This window comes from Streptomyces sp. P3 (assembly GCF_003032475.1).
Taxonomy (GTDB): domain Bacteria; phylum Actinomycetota; class Actinomycetes; order Streptomycetales; family Streptomycetaceae; genus Streptomyces.
In genome coordinates, this window is the sequence record NZ_CP028369.1 from 4794899 (window position 1) to 4813598 (window position 18700).

Below are 18700 nucleotides of genomic sequence, written 5' to 3' on the forward strand. Positions count from 1 at the left end.
AGGAGCCGCACCCTCATGGCCGAACACCCCGCCTACCCCGTAGGTCTCCGCCTCGCCGGCCGCAGGGTCGTCGTCCTCGGCGGCGGCCAGGTCGCCCAGCGCCGGCTGCCCGCCCTGATCGCCGCGGGCGCGGTCGTCGAGCTCGTCTCCCCGAGCGCCACCCCGTCCGTCGAGGCCATGGCCGACGCGGGCGAGATCACCTGGTCCCGGCGCCGGTACGCGCAGGGCGACCTCGCCGGAGCCTGGTACGCCCTGATCGCCACGAGCGACCTCGAGGCGAACGTTCTGGCGTCCGCGGAGGCGGAGGAACACCGCATCTGGTGCGTGCGCTCCGACGACGCCGAGGCCGCGACCGCTTGGACTCCGGCGACCGGCCACAGCGAGGGCGTGACGGTCGCGGTCCTCACCACCGACGGCCGCGGCCGCGACCCCCGGCACACCGCCGCCATCCGCGACGCGGTCGTCGAGGGCCTGCGCGACGGCACCCTCGTCGCCCCCCACCACCGCACCCGGACCCCCGGCGTGGCGCTGGTCGGCGGCGGCCCGGGCGACCCCGACCTGATCACCGTCCGCGGCCGCCGTCTGCTCGCCGAGGCGGACGTCGTGATCGCCGACCGCCTCGGCCCGCGCGACCTCCTGGCCGAGCTCCCGCCGCACGTCGAGGTGATCGACGCGGCGAAGATCCCCTACGGCCGGTACATGGCCCAGGAGGCCATCAACAACGCGCTGATCGAGCACGCCAAGCAGGGCAAGTCCGTCGTCCGTCTCAAGGGCGGCGACCCGTACGTGTTCGGCCGCGGCATGGAGGAGCTCCAGGCCCTCGCCGAGGCCGGCATCGCCTGCACGGTCGTCCCGGGGATCTCGAGTTCCATCTCGGTGCCGGGCGCGGCCGGCATCCCCGTCACCCACCGGGGCGTCGCCCATGAGTTCACGGTGGTCAGCGGCCATGTGGCGCCCGACGACGAGCGCTCGCTGGTCGACTGGGCGTCTCTCGCGAAGCTCACCGGCACCCTGGTGATCCTGATGGGCGTCGACAAGATCGGGAAGATCGCCGAGGCGCTCGTCGCGCACGGCAAGTCGCCCGACACCCCGCTCGCCCTCGTCCAGGAGGGCACGACGGCGGCCCAGCGCCGGGTCGACGCGACGCTCGCCACGGTCGCCGAGACGGTCCGCGTCCAGGAGGTCAGGCCCCCGGCGGTCGTCGTCATCGGCCCGGTCGTCGGCGTCGGGCCGCGGACCTCAGAGTAACCGCGGGTAACACAACCGTTCCGAGCCGTTGGCACCGCACCCAGGACAAGGCAGTATCACCCCTGTGGCCGATCTCATCACCGTGGAAGATCCCGACGACCCGCGCCTGCGCGACTACACCGGCCTGACCGACGTCGAGCTGCGCCGCAGACGCGAGCCCGCGGAGGGCCTGTTCATCGCCGAGGGCGAGAAGGTCATCCGACGCGCCAAGGACGCCGGGTACGAGATGCGCTCGATGCTGCTCTCGGCCAAGTGGATCGACGTCATGCGCGACGTCATGGACGAGCTCCCGGCGCCGGTCTACGCGGTCAGCCCCGACCTCGCCGAACAGGTCACCGGCTACCACGTCCACCGGGGCGCGCTGGCCTCGATGCAGCGCAGGCCGCTGCCCACGGCGGCCGACCTGCTCCACACCGCGCGGCGGGTGGTCGTGATGGAGTCGGTCAACGACCACACCAACATCGGTGCGATCTTCCGCTCGGCCGCCGCCCTCGGGATGGACGCCGTACTGCTCTCACCGGACTGCGCGGATCCCCTCTACCGGCGCAGCGTGAAGGTGTCGATGGGCGCGGTCTTCTCCGTCCCGTACGCCCGTCTGGACACCTGGCCCAAGGGCCTGGACTCGGTCCGCGAGGCCGGCTTCACCCTGCTCGCCCTCACCCCGGACGAGAAGGCCCGCAGCCTGGACGAGGCCGCCCCGCACCGGATGGACCGGGTGGCCCTCATGCTCGGCGCGGAGGGCGACGGCCTCTCCACCCAGGCGCTCGTCGCCGCCGACGAATGGGTCCGCATCCCGATGTCCCACGGCGTCGACTCGCTCAACGTGGGCGCGGCGGCGGCAGTCGCCTTCTACGCGGTGGCGACGGGCCGGCCTCGCGCTTAGGGACGTCCGCGACGTGGCGTCGTCCGCCCGAAGGGCGGGGCGCGCGGCGTCCGGTGCGTGCCATCGCACGGCGGTCAGGGCCGCCCCCGCACGGGTGGTACAGGGGCGTGCCCGACGACGCGGCTGGGAGTGCCCCCACGGGGGGGAAGGGCGCACCGGGCGGGCCTTCGCTGACACGCCCGGGCCTGCGGAGACGACGGCTCCGACCCGCGGGTCGGCCCGAGCGTGACAGGCTGGGACACGCCCCCGCCGCCGGTGGCCGGCGACGATGCGACGGGCCCCGGATGTACGGGCAGGGCCGCTGTGGGCGCCGAAGTCCACGACAGATGGACGCGGACGCTTGTCCGCGCGTCGCCCGCCGGGTCAGCCGGCCGTCGTATCGCCCGCGCCCGGTGCCGGCGGGAGGTGCGGTTGCTCGTGCCGGACGACGCCGTCGCCTCCGCCGAGTCCGCGTGCCGGTCCCTCGCACCCCTGGACGACGGCGATGCCCAGCGCCACGAACAGCGTCACCACCACGAACACGAACAGCCGCTGACGCAGTAGACGCGGGTTGGCGGGCCGCAGTCTGCCGCCCGTCGTCCGCGGCCCGGGACGCCGGGCGCCGCTGCGGGGTCCCGGCCGACTGCCGCTGCCGGGCCGGGTGTTGCGCGTGCCGGGAGCAGGCCGGGCCCCGGACCGCGACGCGGCGCCGCCGCCCCCGCGGGCCGGGTTCGCGCCGCGCGACGGCGCACCGCCGCGCGTGGGGGCCGGACCGCGTGAGGACGGCGTCCCGCCGCGCGGCGGGGGAGTGCCGGGCCCGCCCGGATGACGCAGGGTGCGCTCCATATGGCCCGGGTCGGCCAGTCGTCCCGTGGGCCGGTCAGCCTCGGCCGCCCGCGGTGCCGGAGGCCGCGCGTCCGCCATGCCCTGGGCCTCCCGGGTGGCGATCTCCTTCAGCCGCAGGGAGAGTTCGAGCGTGCTGGGTCGTTCCTCGGGGTCCTTCGCCAGACAGGCCCGCACCAACGGGGCCAGCGCGTCCGGGACGCCGTGCAGCTGCGGCTCCTCGTGCACCACGCGGTACAGCATCACCTCCGAACTGCCCTGCCCGAAGGGCGAGTCGGACGTCGAGGCGTAGGCGAGCGTGGCGCCGAGCGAGAACACGTCGGTGGCCGGTGTGACCAGCGCCCCGCGCACCTGCTCCGGCGCGAGGAAGCCGGGGGAGCCGACCGCCGTGCCGACGTGCGTGAGTGTGGACGCGCCCGTCGCCCACGCGATGCCGAAGTCGATGATCCGCGGACCCTTGGGGGAGAGCAGGATGTTGGAGGGCTTCAGGTCCCGGTGCACCACTCCGGCCTCGTGGACGGCGACGAGTCCCTCCGACAGCGCGGCCCCGATCGCGGCGAGCTCCGCCGCTCCGAGCGGTCCCTCGTCGTTGACCTTGTCGTGCAGAGAGGGGCCGGGCACGTACTGCGTGGCGAACCACGGCCGGTCGGCGTCCAGATCCGCCGCGACGAGCCGTGCCGTGCAGCCGCCCCTGATCCGCCGGGCGGCCGACACCTCGCGTGCGAACCGCGAGCGGAACTCCTGGTCCTCCGCCAGATCGGGCCGGATCACTTTCAGGGCGACCCGCTGCCCCTTCTTGTCGGAGCCCAGATAGACGACGCCCATCCCGCCCGCGCCGAGCCGCCGGTGAAGCCGGAACGAGCCGACGACGCGCGGGTCCTCGCGCCTCAGGCGCATCATCGCCATGTTCATCCCCGCTGCCCGGTCCGTCTGACGTGGCACAGCTTACGTTTACACGGCCGTTCGCGCGCAGAGGCCGCGCCCTCTCGTCCCGATGGATTGTCAGTGCCGGACGGGAGAATCGAGGAGTCGTCAGAGGGTTCGGGAAAAGCGGCACTTGGCCGACCGTGCCCTCTCAACCACCCTCCCCGGAAGGGGGATTGAACTCATGAAGGGTGACCGGCCGCACAGTGCCCCGGACATCGGCGCCGCCGCCCGGACGCATGACGTGAGGGCGCGCGGAGCGGGCCGCCCGCTACCGGCCGCGGTACCGGGAGAGGCGCCGGAAGTGAGCGAAGTCACGGCCCTGCCCGGGAAAACCGTCCCGGATCGGGCACCCCCTCCGGGAAGACCCCGAGACGTAGGACCTTCTCTCCACCCAGGGGAGTACACCCCCGGTGGCGGCTCATCCTCCGGGAGGCCCGTCAATCGGTACGAGGGCATGACGACCGTCGTCCGCCGTACGCCTAGATTTGAGGTCAAGCGGCGGGTGCAGCACTCGTCCCCCGAGGTCAGACACCCGCCGCTGCCAACGACAACTGATCAGGTCAGGAGAGGGACCATGGCCCTTACGGCACCGCGGACGGCGATCCGCGCACCGGGACGCGATGCGCGCCCGCGTCGCACGGGCCGCCGCCACCCCCTGGTGGCGACGCTGATGGCCCTTCCCCTGGCGGTCCTGCTCCTCGTCGTCTTCGACGGCTGGGAGACGGTGGCCACACAGGCGTCGTCCGTGGGAGTGATGCTGGGGCGCTGAGCGGCGACCCCAGGCCCGGAAGAGCGGTCCGGGCGGGGACATCCACCCATGAAACCCCGTGGGGACGGGGGTGCGGCGGACGGCAAAAGATGCAGGCGCAGCTGGGGAGCTGCGCCTGCATTGTTTTTCCCCGCCCGCGTCGCTCGTCCTCCCCTCTTCGAGGCCGCGAGGCCCGATCCCCGGCGACCCCGTTGCGTACCCTCACGAGGAGACCGACCCGCTACGCCGCCGTCCAGGAGCCACGTGACCCCGCACCCCCTGCTCGCCGAGCTCACCCGCCGGGCCGCGGCCCGGGCGCACGCGGCCGTCGAAACCTGCCCCTGCGGGGCGGCCACCCTCGCCGACCGCCCCGACGCCGTCGTCGTCCGGCACGCCGATACCGTCGCCAAGGCGCACGGGCCCGACACCGACCCGGCCGCTCTGGCGCCCCGCCTCGCGGCGGCCGCCGCCCTCCCCGACATCCTCCTGCCGCCGCTCACCCCCGCCCCGACGCTGCTGCACGGACGCCTGGTCACGTTCTGGCCGTACGGCGCCCCCGTGGACCCGGACGATCCCGACGCGGCGCCCTGGGAGGCGGCCGGAGCACTGCTCGCCGAACTGCACCGCACCCCGGTCCCGGCCGGCCTGCCCGCGATGCGCGGTCCCGCGAAGGCCGCCCGGGCCGTGGCGCTGTTGGGCGCCGCCGGAGCGCATCCCGCCCTCGCCCCCGTCCTCGGCGCCTGGCGCACGCTCCCGGCCTGGGCCCGGGCCGAAGCCCCCGTGCCCGGCGTCGGCGCCCTCTGCCACGGCGACCTCCACCTCGGCCAGCTCGTCCGCCGTCCCGCCCCGGACGGCCCGTGGCGGCTGATCGACGTCGACGACCTCGGCGTCGGCGACCCGGCCTGGGATCTCGCCCGTCCCGCCGCCTGGTTCGCCTGCGGACTGCTCCCGCCCGACGAGTGGAACCGCTTCCTCACGGCCTACCGATCCGCGGCCGGTCCCGCCGTGCCGGCTGCCGGCGATCCCTGGCCCCGGCTCGACGTCCCGGCGCGCGCACTCACCGTGCAGAGCGCGGCACGGGCCGTCACCAAGGCGGCTGTGGCCGGCCGTCCGCTCGACGAGGTCGAGCAGTGCCTGGTCGACGCCTGCGCGCGCATGGGTTCCCTCCCCGCGCAGGTGGCGGCGGACTTCGCGAAGTAGGGTGCAACCGACCGCAGCCGGACAGTGTCTGTCCTGGCGGTAGGCGAAACAGCACCGACCGGCGAGGAGTTGAGCCGAACATGCAGTGCCCGAAGTGTCACGCTCAGATGCACACGTACAACCGCAACGGCGTCCAGATCGAACAGTGCAGCAACTGCCGCGGGATCTTCCTCGACTACGGCGAGCTGGAGGCGCTGACCCGGGTGGAGTCCCAGTGGTCCCAGCCCGCGCCGCCGCCCCCGGGGGCCCCGCAGGCGTACCCCGCGGCGCCGGCCGCTCCCGCCTGGGGAGCCCCGCACGGCGGCGGTCACGGCGGTCACTACGGCGGCCACCACCGCCACAAGAGCTTCGGCCACATGCTGTTCTCCAGCTGAACCGGCGCACGCGAGAGCCCCCGACCGCGAAGGCGGCCGGGGGCTCTCGGCGTGTGGACGATACTGGGATTGAACCAGTGACCTCTTCCGTGTCAGGGAAGCGCTCTCCCGCTGAGCTAATCGTCCTCGGGACCACGATCCGCGGACCGTGACACTGCGTGCGCGATACTGGGATTGAACCAGTGACCTCTTCCGTGTCAGGGAAGCGCTCTCCCGCTGAGCTAATCGCGCGGGTAAGGATCTTCGAGCAGATCCAGTGGACGATACTGGGATTGAACCAGTGACCTCTTCCGTGTCAGGGAAGCGCTCTCCCGCTGAGCTAATCGTCCTTGGAGGTGGAGACGGGATTTGAACCCGTGTAGACGGCTTTGCAGGCCGTTGCCTCGCCTCTCGGCCACTCCACCAGGAGTGTAGGGGGCCGGGAAGACCCCTTCTTCCTTCGAGCGGACGACGAGGCTCGAACTCGCGACCTCAACCTTGGCAAGGTTGCGCTCTACCAACTGAGCTACGTCCGCTTGTCGTTTCGTTCCGCTCTCGCGGCCCGGCGACGAGTTGAACTCTAGCGGATTCCCGGGCCAGTACAAAAACGCGTTTGTGCAGCGTGCTGCGCTGCGCTCGCGCGCGCACCAGGTCGGCGTCCCACCGGAGGCCGTGACCTGCGGAACACGCGAGGGCGCTGCCCGAAGCGCCCGCCCTACACTCGACCCTGTGCTCGACCTCCCTCCTCTCGCCCGTTTCGGCGGCCGCCTCGCCACCGGCCTCCTCGATGTGACCAGCGATCCCGCCGCGCTCGAGGGCACCGGGTTCTGGGCCGTCTGCGCGGACTTCGAGGGCCGGCTGGTCTGCGCCCGCTTCGCCGAGGTGCGCGAGGAGCCGGTGCCCGCCCCCGTGCCGGGGGCCTGGCGGGGGCCCGCGGCCGGTGACTGGACGTCCTCCCTCGACCGCGCCGCGTACACGGCGGGCGTGCGCCGGATCCGCGAGCACATCGCGGCCGGCGAGGTGTACCAGGCCAACCTGTGCCGTGTGCTGACCGCGCCCGTGGCGTCCGGCGCCGACGTGGACGCGTTGACCGCCCTGCTGGCCCGGGGCAACCCCGCACCGTACGCAGGAACGATTCGCCTGCCCGCGCACGGCGTGGAGGCGGCCACCGCGTCACCCGAGCTCTTCCTTCGTCGCACCGGCCGGATCGTCGAGTCCGGACCCATCAAGGGCACCGGCCGCACCGAGGCGGACCTCCTCACCAAGGACTACGCCGAGAACGTGATGATCGTGGACCTCGTCCGCAACGATCTGGGACGGGTCTGCGCCACCGGCACCGTGACGGTGCCCGACCTGTGCGCAGTCGAGAAGCATCCCGGTCTGGTCCATCTGGTCTCCACGGTCCGCGGCGAGCTGCGCGCGGACTCCGGCTGGCCCGAGCTGCTGGACGGCGCCTTCCCGCCGGGCTCGGTCACCGGCGCCCCCAAGGCCAGCGCGCTAGGGATCATCGACGCGCTGGAGACGGCGCCGCGCGGCCCGTACTGCGGGGGCATCGGCTGGGTCGACGCCGACCGGGGCACGGGCGAGCTGGCCGTCGGCATCCGCACCTTCTGGATCGACCGGGCCGCCGACGGCGCGGCCGTGCTGCGCTTCGGCACCGGCGCGGGCATCACCTGGGGCTCCGACCCGGAAGCCGAGTGGGAGGAGACCGAGCTGAAGGCATCCCGGCTCCTCGCGGTAGCGTCGGGTGCGTACGAGGTCACGGGAGCGTGCGAGGCCGAGGGAGAGGGACTGACGTGAAGATCTGGCTCGACGGCGGGCTGCAGGACGGCGAGAGCGCCCGTGTCTCCGTCTTCGACCACGGACTGACCGTGGGCGACGGCGTCTTCGAGACGGTGAAGGCGATGCACGGGGAGACCTTCGCGCTCACCCGGCACCTCGACCGGCTGACCCGCTCCGCACGCGGCCTGGGCCTGCCCGACCCGGACCAGGACGAGATCCGCCGCGCCTGTGCCGCCGTCCTCGGGGCCGACCCGATGCCGCTCGGCAGGCTGCGCATCACCTACACCGGCGGCCACGGCCCCCTGGGCTCCGACCGCGGCGACCGGGGCCCCACCCTCGTCGTCGCGCTCGGCGGGACGGCCCGGCGCGCCGACTCCACGGCCGTCGTCACCGTCCCGTGGACCCGTAACGAACGCGGCGCGCTCACCGGCCTCAAGACGACCTCGTACGCCGAGAACGTCGTCGCGCTGGCCCGTGCCCACGAGCAGGGTGCCACCGAGGCCCTGTTCGGCAACACGGCCGGGCGGCTCTGCGAAGGCACCGGCTCCAATGTGTTCGTCGTCCTCGACGGCGAGATCCACACCCCGCCGGTGGCCTCCGGCTGCCTCGCGGGGATCACGCGCGAGCTGACCGTCGAGTGGACCGGTGCCAAGGAGACCGACCTGCCGCTGGACGTGCTGGAGCGGGCCGACGAGGTCTTCCTCACCTCCACGCTGCGCGACGTCCAGGCCGTCCACCGGGTCGACGACCGCGAACTGCCGGGCGCGCCCGGGCCGGTGACCGCCAAGGCCATGCGGATCTTCGCCGAGCGCGCGGCGGACGACCTCGATCCGTGAGGGTCCGGGCCGGACGTTCGGGGCCCGCGCCCGACAGCGGCGGAAATCGAGCTGACGACGCGCTCCGTGTTGGGTAGAAAGCCCCTGATGACCACGACCCTGCGGCCGACCGAGCCGCTCCAGCGCGCTGCCGACGGGGCGCTGTCGCGCCACTACCAGGTGTGCGTGAACAGCCGTCCCGTCGGAGCGGTCCATCTCTCGACGTCCCTTTCCTTCGGACCCCGCGTCGCAGTGATCGCCGGTCTGCGCATCGAGGAGCCGGACCGCGGGCGCGGCCGGGGCACGGTGGCCGCGCTGGCCGCCGAGGAGGTGGCCCGCGGCTGGGGCTGCAGACGAATCGACGTCCGGGTGCCGGCGGCCGCGTCGGCCGCGCTGCGGCTCGCGACCGCGCTCGGCTATGTCCACCGCAACCGCGGCATGGAGAAACCGCTCGGCCCCACGCCCGCCCGGCTGCCCGAGGGCAGCCGGGGCCGGCCGATGACGGACGACGAGTACGAGGCCTGGCAGCGGCACGCCGTGGCGGACTACGCGCAGGACTGGCTGGAGCGCGGGGTGCCGGAGGACGAGGCCTGGGCCAAGGCACGGCGCGACCACGAACAGGAGCTGCCCCAGGGCCGCGCGACGCCGGACATGCGGTTCAGCGTGCTGGAGCACGAAGGCGTCCCGGTGGGCAGGCTCTGGCTGGCGATCGTCGGTGACAAGGCATTCGTCTTCGACGTCGAGGCCGACCAGCCCTTCCGCGGGCGGGGCCACGGCCGTTCCCTGATGCTGCTGGCCGAGACGCAGGCGGTCGAAGCCGGCAGGCAAGTCCTCGGCCTCAACGTCTTCGCCGGCAACACCCCGGCGGAACGGCTGTACGAGTCGCTGGGATACGCGCCGGTGGCCTACTCGATGTACAAGGCCCTGATCTGAACCGGGCACCGGCAGGGACCCACCGGCCGGCGGAGTTGCCGGTCGGCGGGCCTACCGGCTGACGGGGCCCGGTCTCACGCCTGCTCGGCCAGCAACCGGTCGGCGATCTCCTCGATGCGTCCGCGCAGCCCGTCCTGGCTCCGGCCGCCGTCGAGACGCTCGCCGCCGATGACGTAGGTCGGGGTTCCGGTGACGCCGATCGCCTTGCCCTCGGCCTGGTCGGCGTCCACGATCAGCATGTGCCGGCCGTCGATCAGAGCGGTGTCGAACTCCTCCGAGTCCAGACCGAGTTCAGCCGCGATCTCGACCAGGAGGGGTTCGCCCCTACGGTTCAGCTCCTCGACCCGGGCCAGCACGGCCTCGACGTACGGCCAGCCCCGGCCCTGCTCCAGAGCCTCCTCGGCGGCCTGCGCGGCGGCGAAGGCGTGCCGGTGCTTCTCCAGCGGGAAGTGCCGCAACCGCAGTTCCAGGCGATCGCCGTAGCGCTCGCGCAGGGCGTGCAGGTCGCCGAGCGCGCCACGGCAGTCGGGGCACTGCAGCTCGCACCAGACGTCGAGGACGACGGGCGGCCGGGCGTCGGCCGGGGAGGAGGCGGCCGGGGAGGCCGGGGAGGAGTGTGCCGGGGACGAGTCGCTCATGCGGCCAGTCTTCCAGCCCCCGCCCGACCGCCCCAATCCGGAGGGCCTGCGGCTCGCCGCCACCACACCACCACAGCCCGCCGCCACCACACCACCACAGCCCGCCGCCACCACACCACCACAGTCCGCGCCACGACGCCGCCCGGAGACCGGTGCCGGGGTACCCGGAGCGGCAGCCGGGGGCAGGCGCATACGGCACCTGCGGAGGAGCCGACCCGGAGATGTCCCTGATGTCCGGCTGCGGCATGGCCCGGGAGCGGTGGCCAGGTGCAGGATGGAGGAGGACGAGGCGCAGGCCTGCCGGTCGTGCCGCCGAGTCCACCCCGACCGTGCCCGCACGTTCTGCCTGGAGGACCGGATGATTGCCGAGACCGTCTGTTCCGCCGTCGCCGCGGCCGGCCTCGGCATCGCGGTGGTCACCGCCTACCGCAAGCGCTACCTCGCGGCGGCCCGTATCGCCGCCTACGCCCTCGTGCCCCTCGGCCTGGTGATGACCGGCATCGTCGACTGGATCGCCGACACCGCCTTCAGTCCCACGGCCTGGGCCGGCTTCGCCGTGCTCGGCGGGGCCTGGGCCCTCTTCGCCACGACACGCGCCGTCGAACGCCGCCGGGGCGGCACCCGCAAGGAGCGCAGAGCCGCGGCCCGCGCCACGCACTCCGAGGCGGTGGCGCCCGCGGCCTCGGCGCCGTCCCTCGGGCAGTCCGCCCGGCCGGCCTCCCGTCCGGCGGCCACGCCGCGGGCGAACGGCGGTGCGGACGACTTCAGCGACATCGAAGCCATCCTCAAGAAGCACGGCATCTGAACCCGGCCGGCGCCCCGCGGCTCGCCGCCCGGCAGGTCTTGTGCCGCCCGGCACTCTCATGAAGTCCGGCAGGTGAGGGCCGGTCCGGCCGGTCCGGTGGTCCAAAGGTGAAACGACACACTCGGGCCGCTCGTGCGCGGAAGTGATCACAGCCTGGACACGGCCTGAAACCGACATCACGGAATCCAGCGAAGTCCCGCTCATTCCGTGCGTGTTGATCGCGCGGAAGATCCTTCCTGCGTCATCATCGCGGCGAGATGCTGGACACGACACAGAGCGACGCCGCGCCGCCGAAGGACGAGCCGCGCGGGTGCCTCTTCGCCCTTTCCCAGCCACCGCTGATGATCTTCCTTGCGGTGATCGGGTGTCTGCTGCTCATGGCCTCGCTGCACGATCTGCTGCTGCTCTGAGCCGTACCCGCGGTCCCCGGCGCCACCCGCCGGGGCCGCGTCGGCATCAAGCATCCCGACGGAGCCCCTGCGCACGAGGGCGTGATCAGCCCGCCGCCTCCTTGCGACGCGCCCGGTAGGCGGCCACGTGCAGCCGGTTGCCGCAGGTGCGGCTGTCGCAGTACCGGCGGGACCGGTTGCGGGAGAGGTCGACGAAGGCGCGCCGGCAGTCCGGTGCCTCGCAGCGCCGCAGTCGCTCCTGCTCACCGGCCACCACGAAGAACGCCAGTGCCATCCCGCAGTCGGCGGCCAGGTGGTCGGCGACCGAGGCGCCGGGGGCGAAGTAGTGGACGTGCCAGTCGTAGCCGTCGTGGTCGGTGAGGCGCGGGGTGGTGCCCGCGGCGGCGACCAGCTCGTTGATCAGATGGGCGGCCGTACGCGGGTCCCGCGCCGCGAAAACCCCGGCGAACCGTCCACGGACCTTGCGCACGGCGGACAGATCGAACTCGGAGAGCCTGCCGATGTCGCTGATTTCGTGCTTTCGTACGAAAACTCCGAGGGCGGCGACATCCGGCAGTCCGTCCGGAGTCGTCTCGTCCTCCGGCGCGGAGTTCACCAGATCCACCACGGCGTCGAGTGCGCACCGGGTGTCGTGGGTGATCAGCACGTTTCGCTCCCTGGCCTGACGGTCGGGCGGGCGCCCGCCGATGCTGGCCGATGGTAGCCGCACCGGGGCCCCGGGCAAGGGGCGGTTGTGAGCCGGACTCCCCGGGGGCGGCCCGCGCGGGGGTGGTACGGCCGGTTCCGGGGGCCCGGGGCCGTGGCCTCCGCCCGCGCCCGACAGGCCGGCGCAGGCCGTTCCCGCGAAGGTCCGCCAGGCCGCCTCCAGGATGCGCGCACATCGACGCACGCACGCCGACGCCGCTCCACGGGTGCCCGTGGAGCGGCGTCGGCGCATGCTCTGTGCGATGGTCTGGCCCGAGCCGTCTCCCCGAGTTGGACGGCGCCGGGCGGCTCGGTCTGAGCCCCTCGCCCTAGCTCTCCGCCAGGATGTGCGAGAGCTCTTGGTCGAGATCGAAATGCCGGTGTTCCGTACCCGGAGGTACGGCTGCGTCCGTTCGCTTCAGGAAGGACTCCAGAGCCCGCGCCGGGGCCTCGAGCAGGGCCTCGCCCTCAGGGGAGCTCAGAGCGATGCAGACGACGCCCTGACCGTGACTGCGCGACGGCCAGACGCGGACGTCGCCGGTGCCCGTGGGCCGGTGCAGGCCCTCGGCGAGGAGGTCGCGGGCGAACACCCACTCGACGGTTTCCTCGGCTCCGGTGTGGAAGGTGGCGTGCACGGCGTAGGGGTCGGCCGTGTCGTACCGCAGGCCTGCGGGGACAGGCAGGGAGGACTCGCTCGACACAACGAGGCGCAGGTGCAGCTCGCAGCTGACCGTGGTGTTCATAAGCGCCAGGGCCTTTCGCTCAGTGTGCGCTCGGGGATTCGCACGTCGGCGAAATCGACATGCCACCTACGGTGCCGTTGTAAACCCCTCTGCGTGTTTTGCGTGCCTTTACGTAACTCATCCGGCCGACAGCTCGTTCGCGAAGTACCACCATTCCGGTGACTGGAATCTCTCGGGTAGGGTCTGGCTGTATGAACACGGGGAGTGACGAGCCGGGTGAGGCCTTCGTGGCCGCGGACGACTCGGTGCCGGAGGGCACGGCGAACGACCGGCACGGGCAGGGGCTCGGCTCCCGGGCGCCGGAATTCGTCAAGGCGCGCCGCATGCTGCACCTCAGCTGGCAGGTCGGCGTCTTCGTCATCGGCCTGGCCGTGGTCGGCGCCGGCATCGTCATGCTTCCGCTGCCCGGACCTGGCTGGGTCGTGATCTTCGGTGGCATGGCGATCTGGGCGACCGAGTTCGTCTGGGCCCAGCTGGTTCTGCGCTGGACCAAACGCAAGGTCACCGAGGCGGCACAGCGCGCTCTCGATCCGAGGGTCCGGCGCCGCAACATCATCCTGACGTCGGTCGGTCTGGTGATCATCGGCGCGCTGGTGGGCTTCTATCTGTGGAAGTTCGGTCTGACCATGCCCTGGAAGATCAAGGATCAGTGACCGTCGGTCCGTCCCGGGCGGCGAAGTCCGTGCGATCGCCGGTCCACGGCCCGCCCCGGCACCGCTGAACGGCGGGTTGTCCCTGGTCACGGCCACCCCCTGACATGGGGTAATGTTCTTCCTGCGTCCGGGCGATTAGCTCAGTGGGAGAGCGCTTCGTTCACACCGAAGAGGTCACTGGTTCGAACCCAGTATCGCCCACCGGAACCTCGGCCTGTCTGCGAATCCCGCAGACGGGCCGAGGTCGTTCTCGAAGCCACCGGCGCATCGTCCATGTGGCCGCTCGACGGGCAGCGGTGGGTTTCGAGGCCTCCGTCGGGTGCGCCCCCGCCTCGGGAAACCCGCAGGCCGCGCGGTTGGGCTGCCCACCCCGCCAGGGGCCGGCCGCGGCCCCCGCGCACGCACGAACCTCGTTGCTCCACCCTGGTGGCGGCCCCTCTCTCGGGCCGGGCGGCTCCGAGTGGCGTGACGCCGACGACCCCACCGGCTGTCCTCCTCAAGGCGACGGCCCGGCCCGGCGAGACCCACCCCACCGGCTGTCCCTCCTCGAGCCGACGGCCCCGCCCCGGCGGCGGCCTGCGCGTCTTCACGCCGTCGAGCGACCTTGTCCGGCCTCTGCCCGCCGACGGCCCTCGCCCCGTCCTGGCGCCGGTCTCGGCCGCCGGGCGGTGTCGCCGCAGCGTGGGGCCGTCGGCTGCTGGTCCGACGACGGTCGCTCCGTCCTGGCGCCGGCGCCTCGCCCGTCCGGCGGCCTTCGTGGCCCGTCCAGGAGTCCGCGCCGGCTCGCCCCCGCCCCATGGCCCACCGCCGCCCGCGCAGCGGCCCTCGCCTGGACCGTCCCCTCGCTCCTCCGGCCCCGGCCCGCAGACGCCCCTCCTCGATCCGGGCCGCACCTTCTCTCGCGGAGGTCGTCCTTCAACTGCCGTCCCGGGCAGTGGCCTTCGCCCCGCACGTCTCCCATGTCCCGCTCCCGCAGCCGGATTTCGGCGGCCCGTGCGTGTTGACACTGGTCGCGCCTGACGTTCGGCTCTCCGAACTGCCCTGTCTGACCAGGGAGTTCACGGCTCTTGGACCAGTGGTCGACGGACCTGACCGCGCCCGGCCCCGTTGCCCGCTCACAAGAAATTCCTGTCCGAATCATTGACGCTCCCTCAAGCCCCTCGTACCTTGTGCCAGCAAGCGCTTTCTTGAAACGATTCATGCAAGCGATGACGCTGCGGGGAGGGGCCCGACTGTGGGAACCAGCAGGAATGTTGAGAGGCGAACCATCCTGAAGGCGGCCGGAGCCACGGCGGCCACGCTCGGGCTGGCCGCGACGACGGGGTGCGGGGGAGACAGCGGCACCTCGGCGGACGGGACGGTGACGATCCGTTACGCGTGGTGGGGCGGCGAGCCGCGCACCATCGCCATCAAGAAGGCGATCGCGCTCTTCGAGAAGAAGTACCCGAAGATCAAGATCAAGCCCGAATTCACCGACTACGAGGCGTTCTGGGAGAAGTTCCAGACCCAGGCTTCCGGCGGGAATCCGCCGGACGTTTTCCAGAATGCGGTCGGATTCCTGCGTAAGTACGACAAGCGCGGCGTTCTGATGGACCTCAAGGCGCAGGCGGACGCGGGGAACCTGAACCTGAAGAACTTCCGCAACGGCGTCCTGGCGAACGGTCAGGTCGACGGCAAGCAGATCGGCATACCCGTCGGCGCCAACACCATGGCGCTCGTGATCGACCAGAAGGCTTTCAAGAAGGCCGGCGTCGAGGCGAAGTTCGGCTGGACCTGGAACGAGTACTTCGCCGCGCTGCAGACGATTCAGGACAAGTCGAAGATCGCCGGTGACACCGGTTACTTCGCCATCATGTACCTCTACGACCTTTACCTGCGGCAGAACGGCAAGGCCTTCTTCACCGACAGCGCCCTCGGGTTCACCGAGGCCGACCTGACCCAGTGGTGGGAGGACGGCTACAAGAGGGTGAAGTCCGGTCTCGTCGCCGATCCCAAGAAGATCGAGCAGGCCAAGCCCAAGTCCGGTCTCTCGGCGGGCCTCGCCGCCTCCGAATTCACCTGGGACAACTTCTCGATCCGCTATCAGGGCGAGGGCGATTCCGACTACGGGCTCGCGCCGATCCCCACCACGGACGGCAAGAACACCGGCCAGTACCTCGGTTCGCTGATGCTGAGCGCCTTCTCCGGGACCAAGCACCCGAAGGAAGTCGCCCAGTTCATCGACTTCATGGTCCACGATCCCGAGGTCGGCAAGATCATGGGCTATGACCGCGGCATCCTCGCCACCACCGAGCAGTACGACGCCTTCAAGCCGACCGACCCCAACAACAAGGGCGTCGCGGCCTACGAGGACGAGGTCGCCAAGGCGGGAATCCTCGGCAAGATCACCCCGCACCCGTCCGGCGCGGACGTCATCGAGGCGGCCTTCCTGCGCATCGGCGGTGAGGTCGCCCAGGGCAAGACCAAGCCGGCCGACGCGGCGAAGGCGCTGTTCAGCGAGGCCAAGGCCGCGTTCGCGGGCTGAGGGGACGTACCAGCATGACGCTCGTCAAGGAAGCGCCCGTGCGCCCGGCGAAGAAGCGGTCCGCCGCTCCCGCCGCCGGGCGGCGTGGGCGGCGCCGCGAGAACCTCGCCGGCTATCTCTTCATGTCGCCGTGGATCGCGGGGTTCCTGCTGCTCACGGCGGGGCCGATGATCGCGTCGCTCTACTACGCGTTCACCAGCTACAACCTGTTCACGCCGCCGAAGTGGGTGGGTCTGGACAACTTCACGACGATGTTCCAGGACCCGCGCTGGCAGAAGTCGGTCGAGGTCACACTCAAGTACGTCGTCGTGGCGACACCCCTGAAGCTGCTCCTCGCCCTCGGCGTCGCGCTGCTGCTCGCGCAGAAGCGGCGGGGACAGGCCCTGTACCGGGCCGCGTTCTACATGCCGTCGCTCATCGGCGCGAGCGTCTCCGTGGGCTTCGTGTGGCGGGCGCTGTTCTCCGACGACGCCGTGGTGGACCGTACCCAGAAGGTCTTCGGGGTCGACGTCGGCGGCTGGATCGGCAACCCGGACTACGTCCTGTACTCCCTGGTTGCGTTGAGCATCTGGCAGTTCGGCGCGCCCATGGTCATCTTCCTCGCGGGGCTCAAGCAGGTGCCGCAGGAACTGTACGAGGCCGCCGAGATGGACGGGGCCGGCCCTCTGCGGCGCTTCTGGAACATCACCCTGCCGATGATTTCCCCGGTGCTGTTCTTCAACGTGCTGCTGGAGTCCATCCACGCGTTCCAGGTGTTCGGCTCGGCGTACGTGGTCTCCGACACCCGGTGCGGACCGGCCGACGCGACCCTCGTCTACACCTGTTACCTGTACCAGAAGGGCTTCAAGGAGGCACAGATGGGCTTCGCCTCCGCGATGGCCTGGACGCTGGTGGTGGCGGTGGCGCTCGTCACGGCGGTCCTGTTCTGGTCGCAGAAGAAGTGGGTGCACTACGAGGAGGCCGCCAAGTGACCAGTGCCACCAGTCCCGTCGTGCGCAGCGCGAGTGAGCGGCGGCGCGCCGGCTCCCTCGCCTGGCACGTGGGCGCCCTGCTCGTCCTCGCGGTCGTCCTCTACCCGGTGGTGTGGGTGCTGGGCGCCTCGTTCAAGCCGAGCAAGGACATCATCGCCAGCCTCGACCTGCTGCCTGCCAAGCCGGTCTGGGCCAACTTCTCCGGGCTCGCCGACGGCATCTCCGGCATCTCCGTCGGCAGCTTCTTCACCAACTCGCTGCTGTACGCGGTCCTGGCCGTGGTCGGCGTGGTGCTGTCCAGCTCGCTGACGGCGTACGCCTTCGCCAAGATCCGGTTCGCCGGCCGGAACCTGCTGTTCACGCTGATGATCGGCACTCTGCTGCTGCCGTACCACGTGCTGCTCATCCCGCAGTACGTGCTGTTCCGCAACCTCGGCTACATCGACACGCTCGTGCCGCTCGTCGCGGGCAAGTTCCTGGCCACGGAGGCGTTCTTCGTCTTCCTGATGGTGCAGTTCATGCGCGGGCTGCCGCGGGAGCTGGACGAGGCCGCCAAGCTCGACGGCTGCGGGCACCTGAGGACCTACTGGTCCATCGTGCTGCCGCTGAGCCGCCCCGCCCTCATCACCAGCGCCATCTTCACCTTCATCAACGCGTGGAACGACTTCATGGGGCCGTTGATCTACCTCAACACCCCCTCCAAGTACACCGTTTCACTGGGTCTGATGATGTTCCGCGACCAGGAGGGCATCTCCAACTACGGCAGCATGATCGCGATGTCGCTGGTGGCGCTGGTGCCGGTCATCGCCTTCTTCATGGCCTTCCAGCGCTATCTCATCGACGGAATGGCGACCTCCGGACTGAAGGGCTGAGGCGGCCACCATGGCGCAGACAGGGGTGAAGGCGCGCTCCACGCGCAAGGAGTCGGTGTTCGGCGAGCGTTTCGCGGTCTTCGCCGAGTGTCTGCTCACCGGGGTGTGGATCGCCGTGGCCTGCATCGGGGTCGTCACCTATCCCGCGGCCTTCGCGGCCGGCGCACGGCATCTGCGACGCCGCACGCGCCACGAGAACGGCGGGCTGCGGGAGTTCGCCGCGGACTTCCGGGCGGCCGTACGCGGCGGGTGGGCCGTCGGTCTGGCCGGCTGGGCGGCGGCCGCCGCGGTCTGGACGGACGTCCTGGCCGTGCGGGCCGGTCTGCCCGGAGGGCCGTTCGTCGGAGCCGTCGGCGTCCTCGCGCTGATCGGGCTCGCCGTGGCCCTGCTGCGCGCGGCGGCCGTCTGGATCCCGGGCTCCGCCTGGCGGGTGCTGGTCGCGGACGCCGGGCGGCGGACCGTGCTCGACCCCGCCGGATCCTTCCTGGTCGTCTGCGGGCTGGCCGTCGTCACCCTGTCCGCCCTGTTCGTCCTGCCACTGGCGGTCCCGGTCCTCGGGGCCGTCGCGGCGGCGGCCGTCGCCGTCGAGCAGCGGTACCGGCACCGCTGACGGCGGTGCCCCCACCAGGTCGGCGCCATGGGCGCCGCGCCTCTCTCTGTCATGCCCCTGACTACCTTGCTTTTCGCAC

General features: G+C 71.8%; 19 protein-coding genes and 6 tRNA genes. 16 read left to right on the forward strand and 9 right to left on the reverse strand.

Going from position 1 to position 18700, the window contains the following annotated elements:
* The first annotated feature begins 15 nt into the window (after window positions 1–15).
* Together cobA and C6376_RS21600 are read left to right on the forward strand one after the other, a co-directional pair.
* Entirely contained in the window at window positions 16–1248 is a 1233-nt protein-coding gene (cobA, locus tag C6376_RS21595; RefSeq protein ID WP_107444943.1) for a uroporphyrinogen-III C-methyltransferase, read from the forward strand.
* A gap of 64 nt (window positions 1249–1312) precedes the next feature.
* Window positions 1313–2131, forward strand: a complete 819-nt coding sequence (locus C6376_RS21600; protein ID WP_107444944.1) for an RNA methyltransferase — start codon at window positions 1313–1315, stop codon at window positions 2129–2131.
* Between the two features lie 363 nt (window positions 2132–2494).
* Here the strand turns inward: C6376_RS21600 and C6376_RS21605 are convergent, their stop codons facing one another.
* Window positions 2495–3865, reverse strand: a complete 1371-nt coding sequence (locus tag C6376_RS21605) for a serine/threonine-protein kinase (protein WP_107444945.1) — start codon at window positions 3863–3865, stop codon at window positions 2495–2497.
* Window positions 3866–4454: 589 nt separating this feature from the next.
* Between C6376_RS21605 and C6376_RS21610 the strand changes: the two genes are divergently transcribed.
* The 3 genes from C6376_RS21610 (at window position 4455) to C6376_RS21620 (ending at window position 6202) form a co-directional block, all read left to right on the forward strand.
* Complete coding sequence (locus C6376_RS21610) at window positions 4455–4649, forward strand: hypothetical protein (RefSeq protein WP_107444946.1); 195 nt, start codon at window positions 4455–4457, stop codon at window positions 4647–4649.
* A gap of 243 nt (window positions 4650–4892) precedes the next feature.
* On the forward strand, window positions 4893–5828 hold the full coding sequence (locus C6376_RS21615; protein WP_254076005.1) for a phosphotransferase family protein: 936 nt from the start codon (window positions 4893–4895) through the stop codon (window positions 5826–5828).
* Between the two features lie 80 nt (window positions 5829–5908).
* Entirely contained in the window at window positions 5909–6202 is a 294-nt protein-coding gene (locus C6376_RS21620; RefSeq protein WP_107444948.1) for a zf-TFIIB domain-containing protein, read from the forward strand.
* A 54-nt stretch (window positions 6203–6256) separates the two neighbouring features.
* Here the strand turns inward: C6376_RS21620 and C6376_RS21625 are convergent.
* The 5 genes from C6376_RS21625 to C6376_RS21645 form a co-directional block, all read right to left on the reverse strand.
* A tRNA-Val gene (locus C6376_RS21625) sits at window positions 6257–6328 on the reverse strand.
* 33 nt (window positions 6329–6361) lie between these two features.
* Window positions 6362–6433: transfer RNA gene (locus C6376_RS21630), tRNA-Val, on the reverse strand.
* A gap of 26 nt (window positions 6434–6459) precedes the next feature.
* Window positions 6460–6531, reverse strand: a tRNA-Val gene (locus C6376_RS21635).
* 1 nt (window position 6532) lies between these two features.
* A tRNA-Cys gene (locus C6376_RS21640) sits at window positions 6533–6606 on the reverse strand.
* Between the two features lie 38 nt (window positions 6607–6644).
* Window positions 6645–6717, reverse strand: a tRNA-Gly gene (locus tag C6376_RS21645).
* A 193-nt stretch (window positions 6718–6910) separates the two neighbouring features.
* On the opposite strand from C6376_RS21645, the gene C6376_RS21650 reads away from it, so the two are divergent.
* From C6376_RS21650 to C6376_RS21660, 3 genes are all read left to right on the forward strand, one after another.
* Entirely contained in the window at window positions 6911–7981 is a 1071-nt protein-coding gene (locus C6376_RS21650) for a chorismate-binding protein (protein WP_107444949.1), read from the forward strand.
* Entirely contained in the window at window positions 7978–8799 is an 822-nt protein-coding gene (locus tag C6376_RS21655; RefSeq protein ID WP_107444950.1) for an aminotransferase class IV, read from the forward strand. Before C6376_RS21650 ends, C6376_RS21655 begins: the two co-directional genes overlap by 4 nt.
* A gap of 87 nt (window positions 8800–8886) precedes the next feature.
* On the forward strand, window positions 8887–9711 hold the full coding sequence (locus tag C6376_RS21660; protein ID WP_107444951.1) for a GNAT family N-acetyltransferase: 825 nt from the start codon (window positions 8887–8889) through the stop codon (window positions 9709–9711).
* Window positions 9712–9785: 74 nt separating this feature from the next.
* Here C6376_RS21660 and C6376_RS21665 read toward each other — a convergent pair whose 3' ends face one another.
* On the reverse strand, window positions 9786–10349 hold the full coding sequence (locus C6376_RS21665) for a DsbA family protein (RefSeq protein ID WP_107444952.1): 564 nt from the start codon (window positions 10347–10349) through the stop codon (window positions 9786–9788).
* Window positions 10350–10707: 358 nt separating this feature from the next.
* On the opposite strand from C6376_RS21665, the gene C6376_RS21670 reads away from it, so the two are divergent.
* Together C6376_RS21670 and C6376_RS44490 are read left to right on the forward strand one after the other, a co-directional pair.
* Window positions 10708–11154, forward strand: coding sequence for a hypothetical protein (locus tag C6376_RS21670; RefSeq protein ID WP_107449095.1), 447 nt, complete (start codon window positions 10708–10710; stop codon window positions 11152–11154).
* A gap of 257 nt (window positions 11155–11411) precedes the next feature.
* On the forward strand, window positions 11412–11564 hold the full coding sequence (locus tag C6376_RS44490; protein ID WP_173877776.1) for a hypothetical protein: 153 nt from the start codon (window positions 11412–11414) through the stop codon (window positions 11562–11564).
* Between the two features lie 85 nt (window positions 11565–11649).
* Here the strand turns inward: C6376_RS44490 and C6376_RS21675 are convergent, their stop codons facing one another.
* Both C6376_RS21675 and C6376_RS21680 read right to left on the reverse strand, forming a co-directional pair.
* On the reverse strand, window positions 11650–12210 hold the full coding sequence (locus tag C6376_RS21675; protein ID WP_107444953.1) for a CGNR zinc finger domain-containing protein: 561 nt from the start codon (window positions 12208–12210) through the stop codon (window positions 11650–11652).
* A 367-nt stretch (window positions 12211–12577) separates the two neighbouring features.
* Window positions 12578–12991, reverse strand: a complete 414-nt coding sequence (locus tag C6376_RS21680; protein WP_004002642.1) for an SsgA family sporulation/cell division regulator — start codon at window positions 12989–12991, stop codon at window positions 12578–12580.
* Between the two features lie 191 nt (window positions 12992–13182).
* Here C6376_RS21680 and C6376_RS21685 point away from each other — a divergent pair, with 191 nt between their 5' ends.
* The 6 genes from C6376_RS21685 (at window position 13183) to C6376_RS21710 (ending at window position 18621) form a co-directional block, all read left to right on the forward strand.
* Window positions 13183–13644, forward strand: coding sequence for a TIGR02611 family protein (locus C6376_RS21685; protein ID WP_107444954.1), 462 nt, complete (start codon window positions 13183–13185; stop codon window positions 13642–13644).
* Between the two features lie 129 nt (window positions 13645–13773).
* Window positions 13774–13845, forward strand: a tRNA-Val gene (locus C6376_RS21690).
* 1033 nt (window positions 13846–14878) lie between these two features.
* Window positions 14879–16168: an ABC transporter substrate-binding protein gene (locus tag C6376_RS21695; RefSeq protein ID WP_107444955.1), complete on the forward strand. Its 1290-nt coding sequence runs from the start codon at window positions 14879–14881 to the stop codon at window positions 16166–16168.
* 14 nt (window positions 16169–16182) lie between these two features.
* Window positions 16183–17139: a carbohydrate ABC transporter permease gene (locus C6376_RS21700; RefSeq protein ID WP_107444956.1), complete on the forward strand. Its 957-nt coding sequence runs from the start codon at window positions 16183–16185 to the stop codon at window positions 17137–17139.
* Entirely contained in the window at window positions 17136–18011 is an 876-nt protein-coding gene (locus C6376_RS21705; RefSeq protein WP_107444957.1) for a carbohydrate ABC transporter permease, read from the forward strand. The genes C6376_RS21700 and C6376_RS21705 overlap by 4 nt, the downstream gene beginning before the upstream one ends.
* Before the next feature lie 10 nt (window positions 18012–18021).
* A complete protein-coding gene (locus C6376_RS21710; protein ID WP_107444958.1) occupies window positions 18022–18621 on the forward strand; it encodes a hypothetical protein in 600 nt (199 codons plus the stop codon).
* Window positions 18622–18700: the final 79 nt, after the last annotated feature.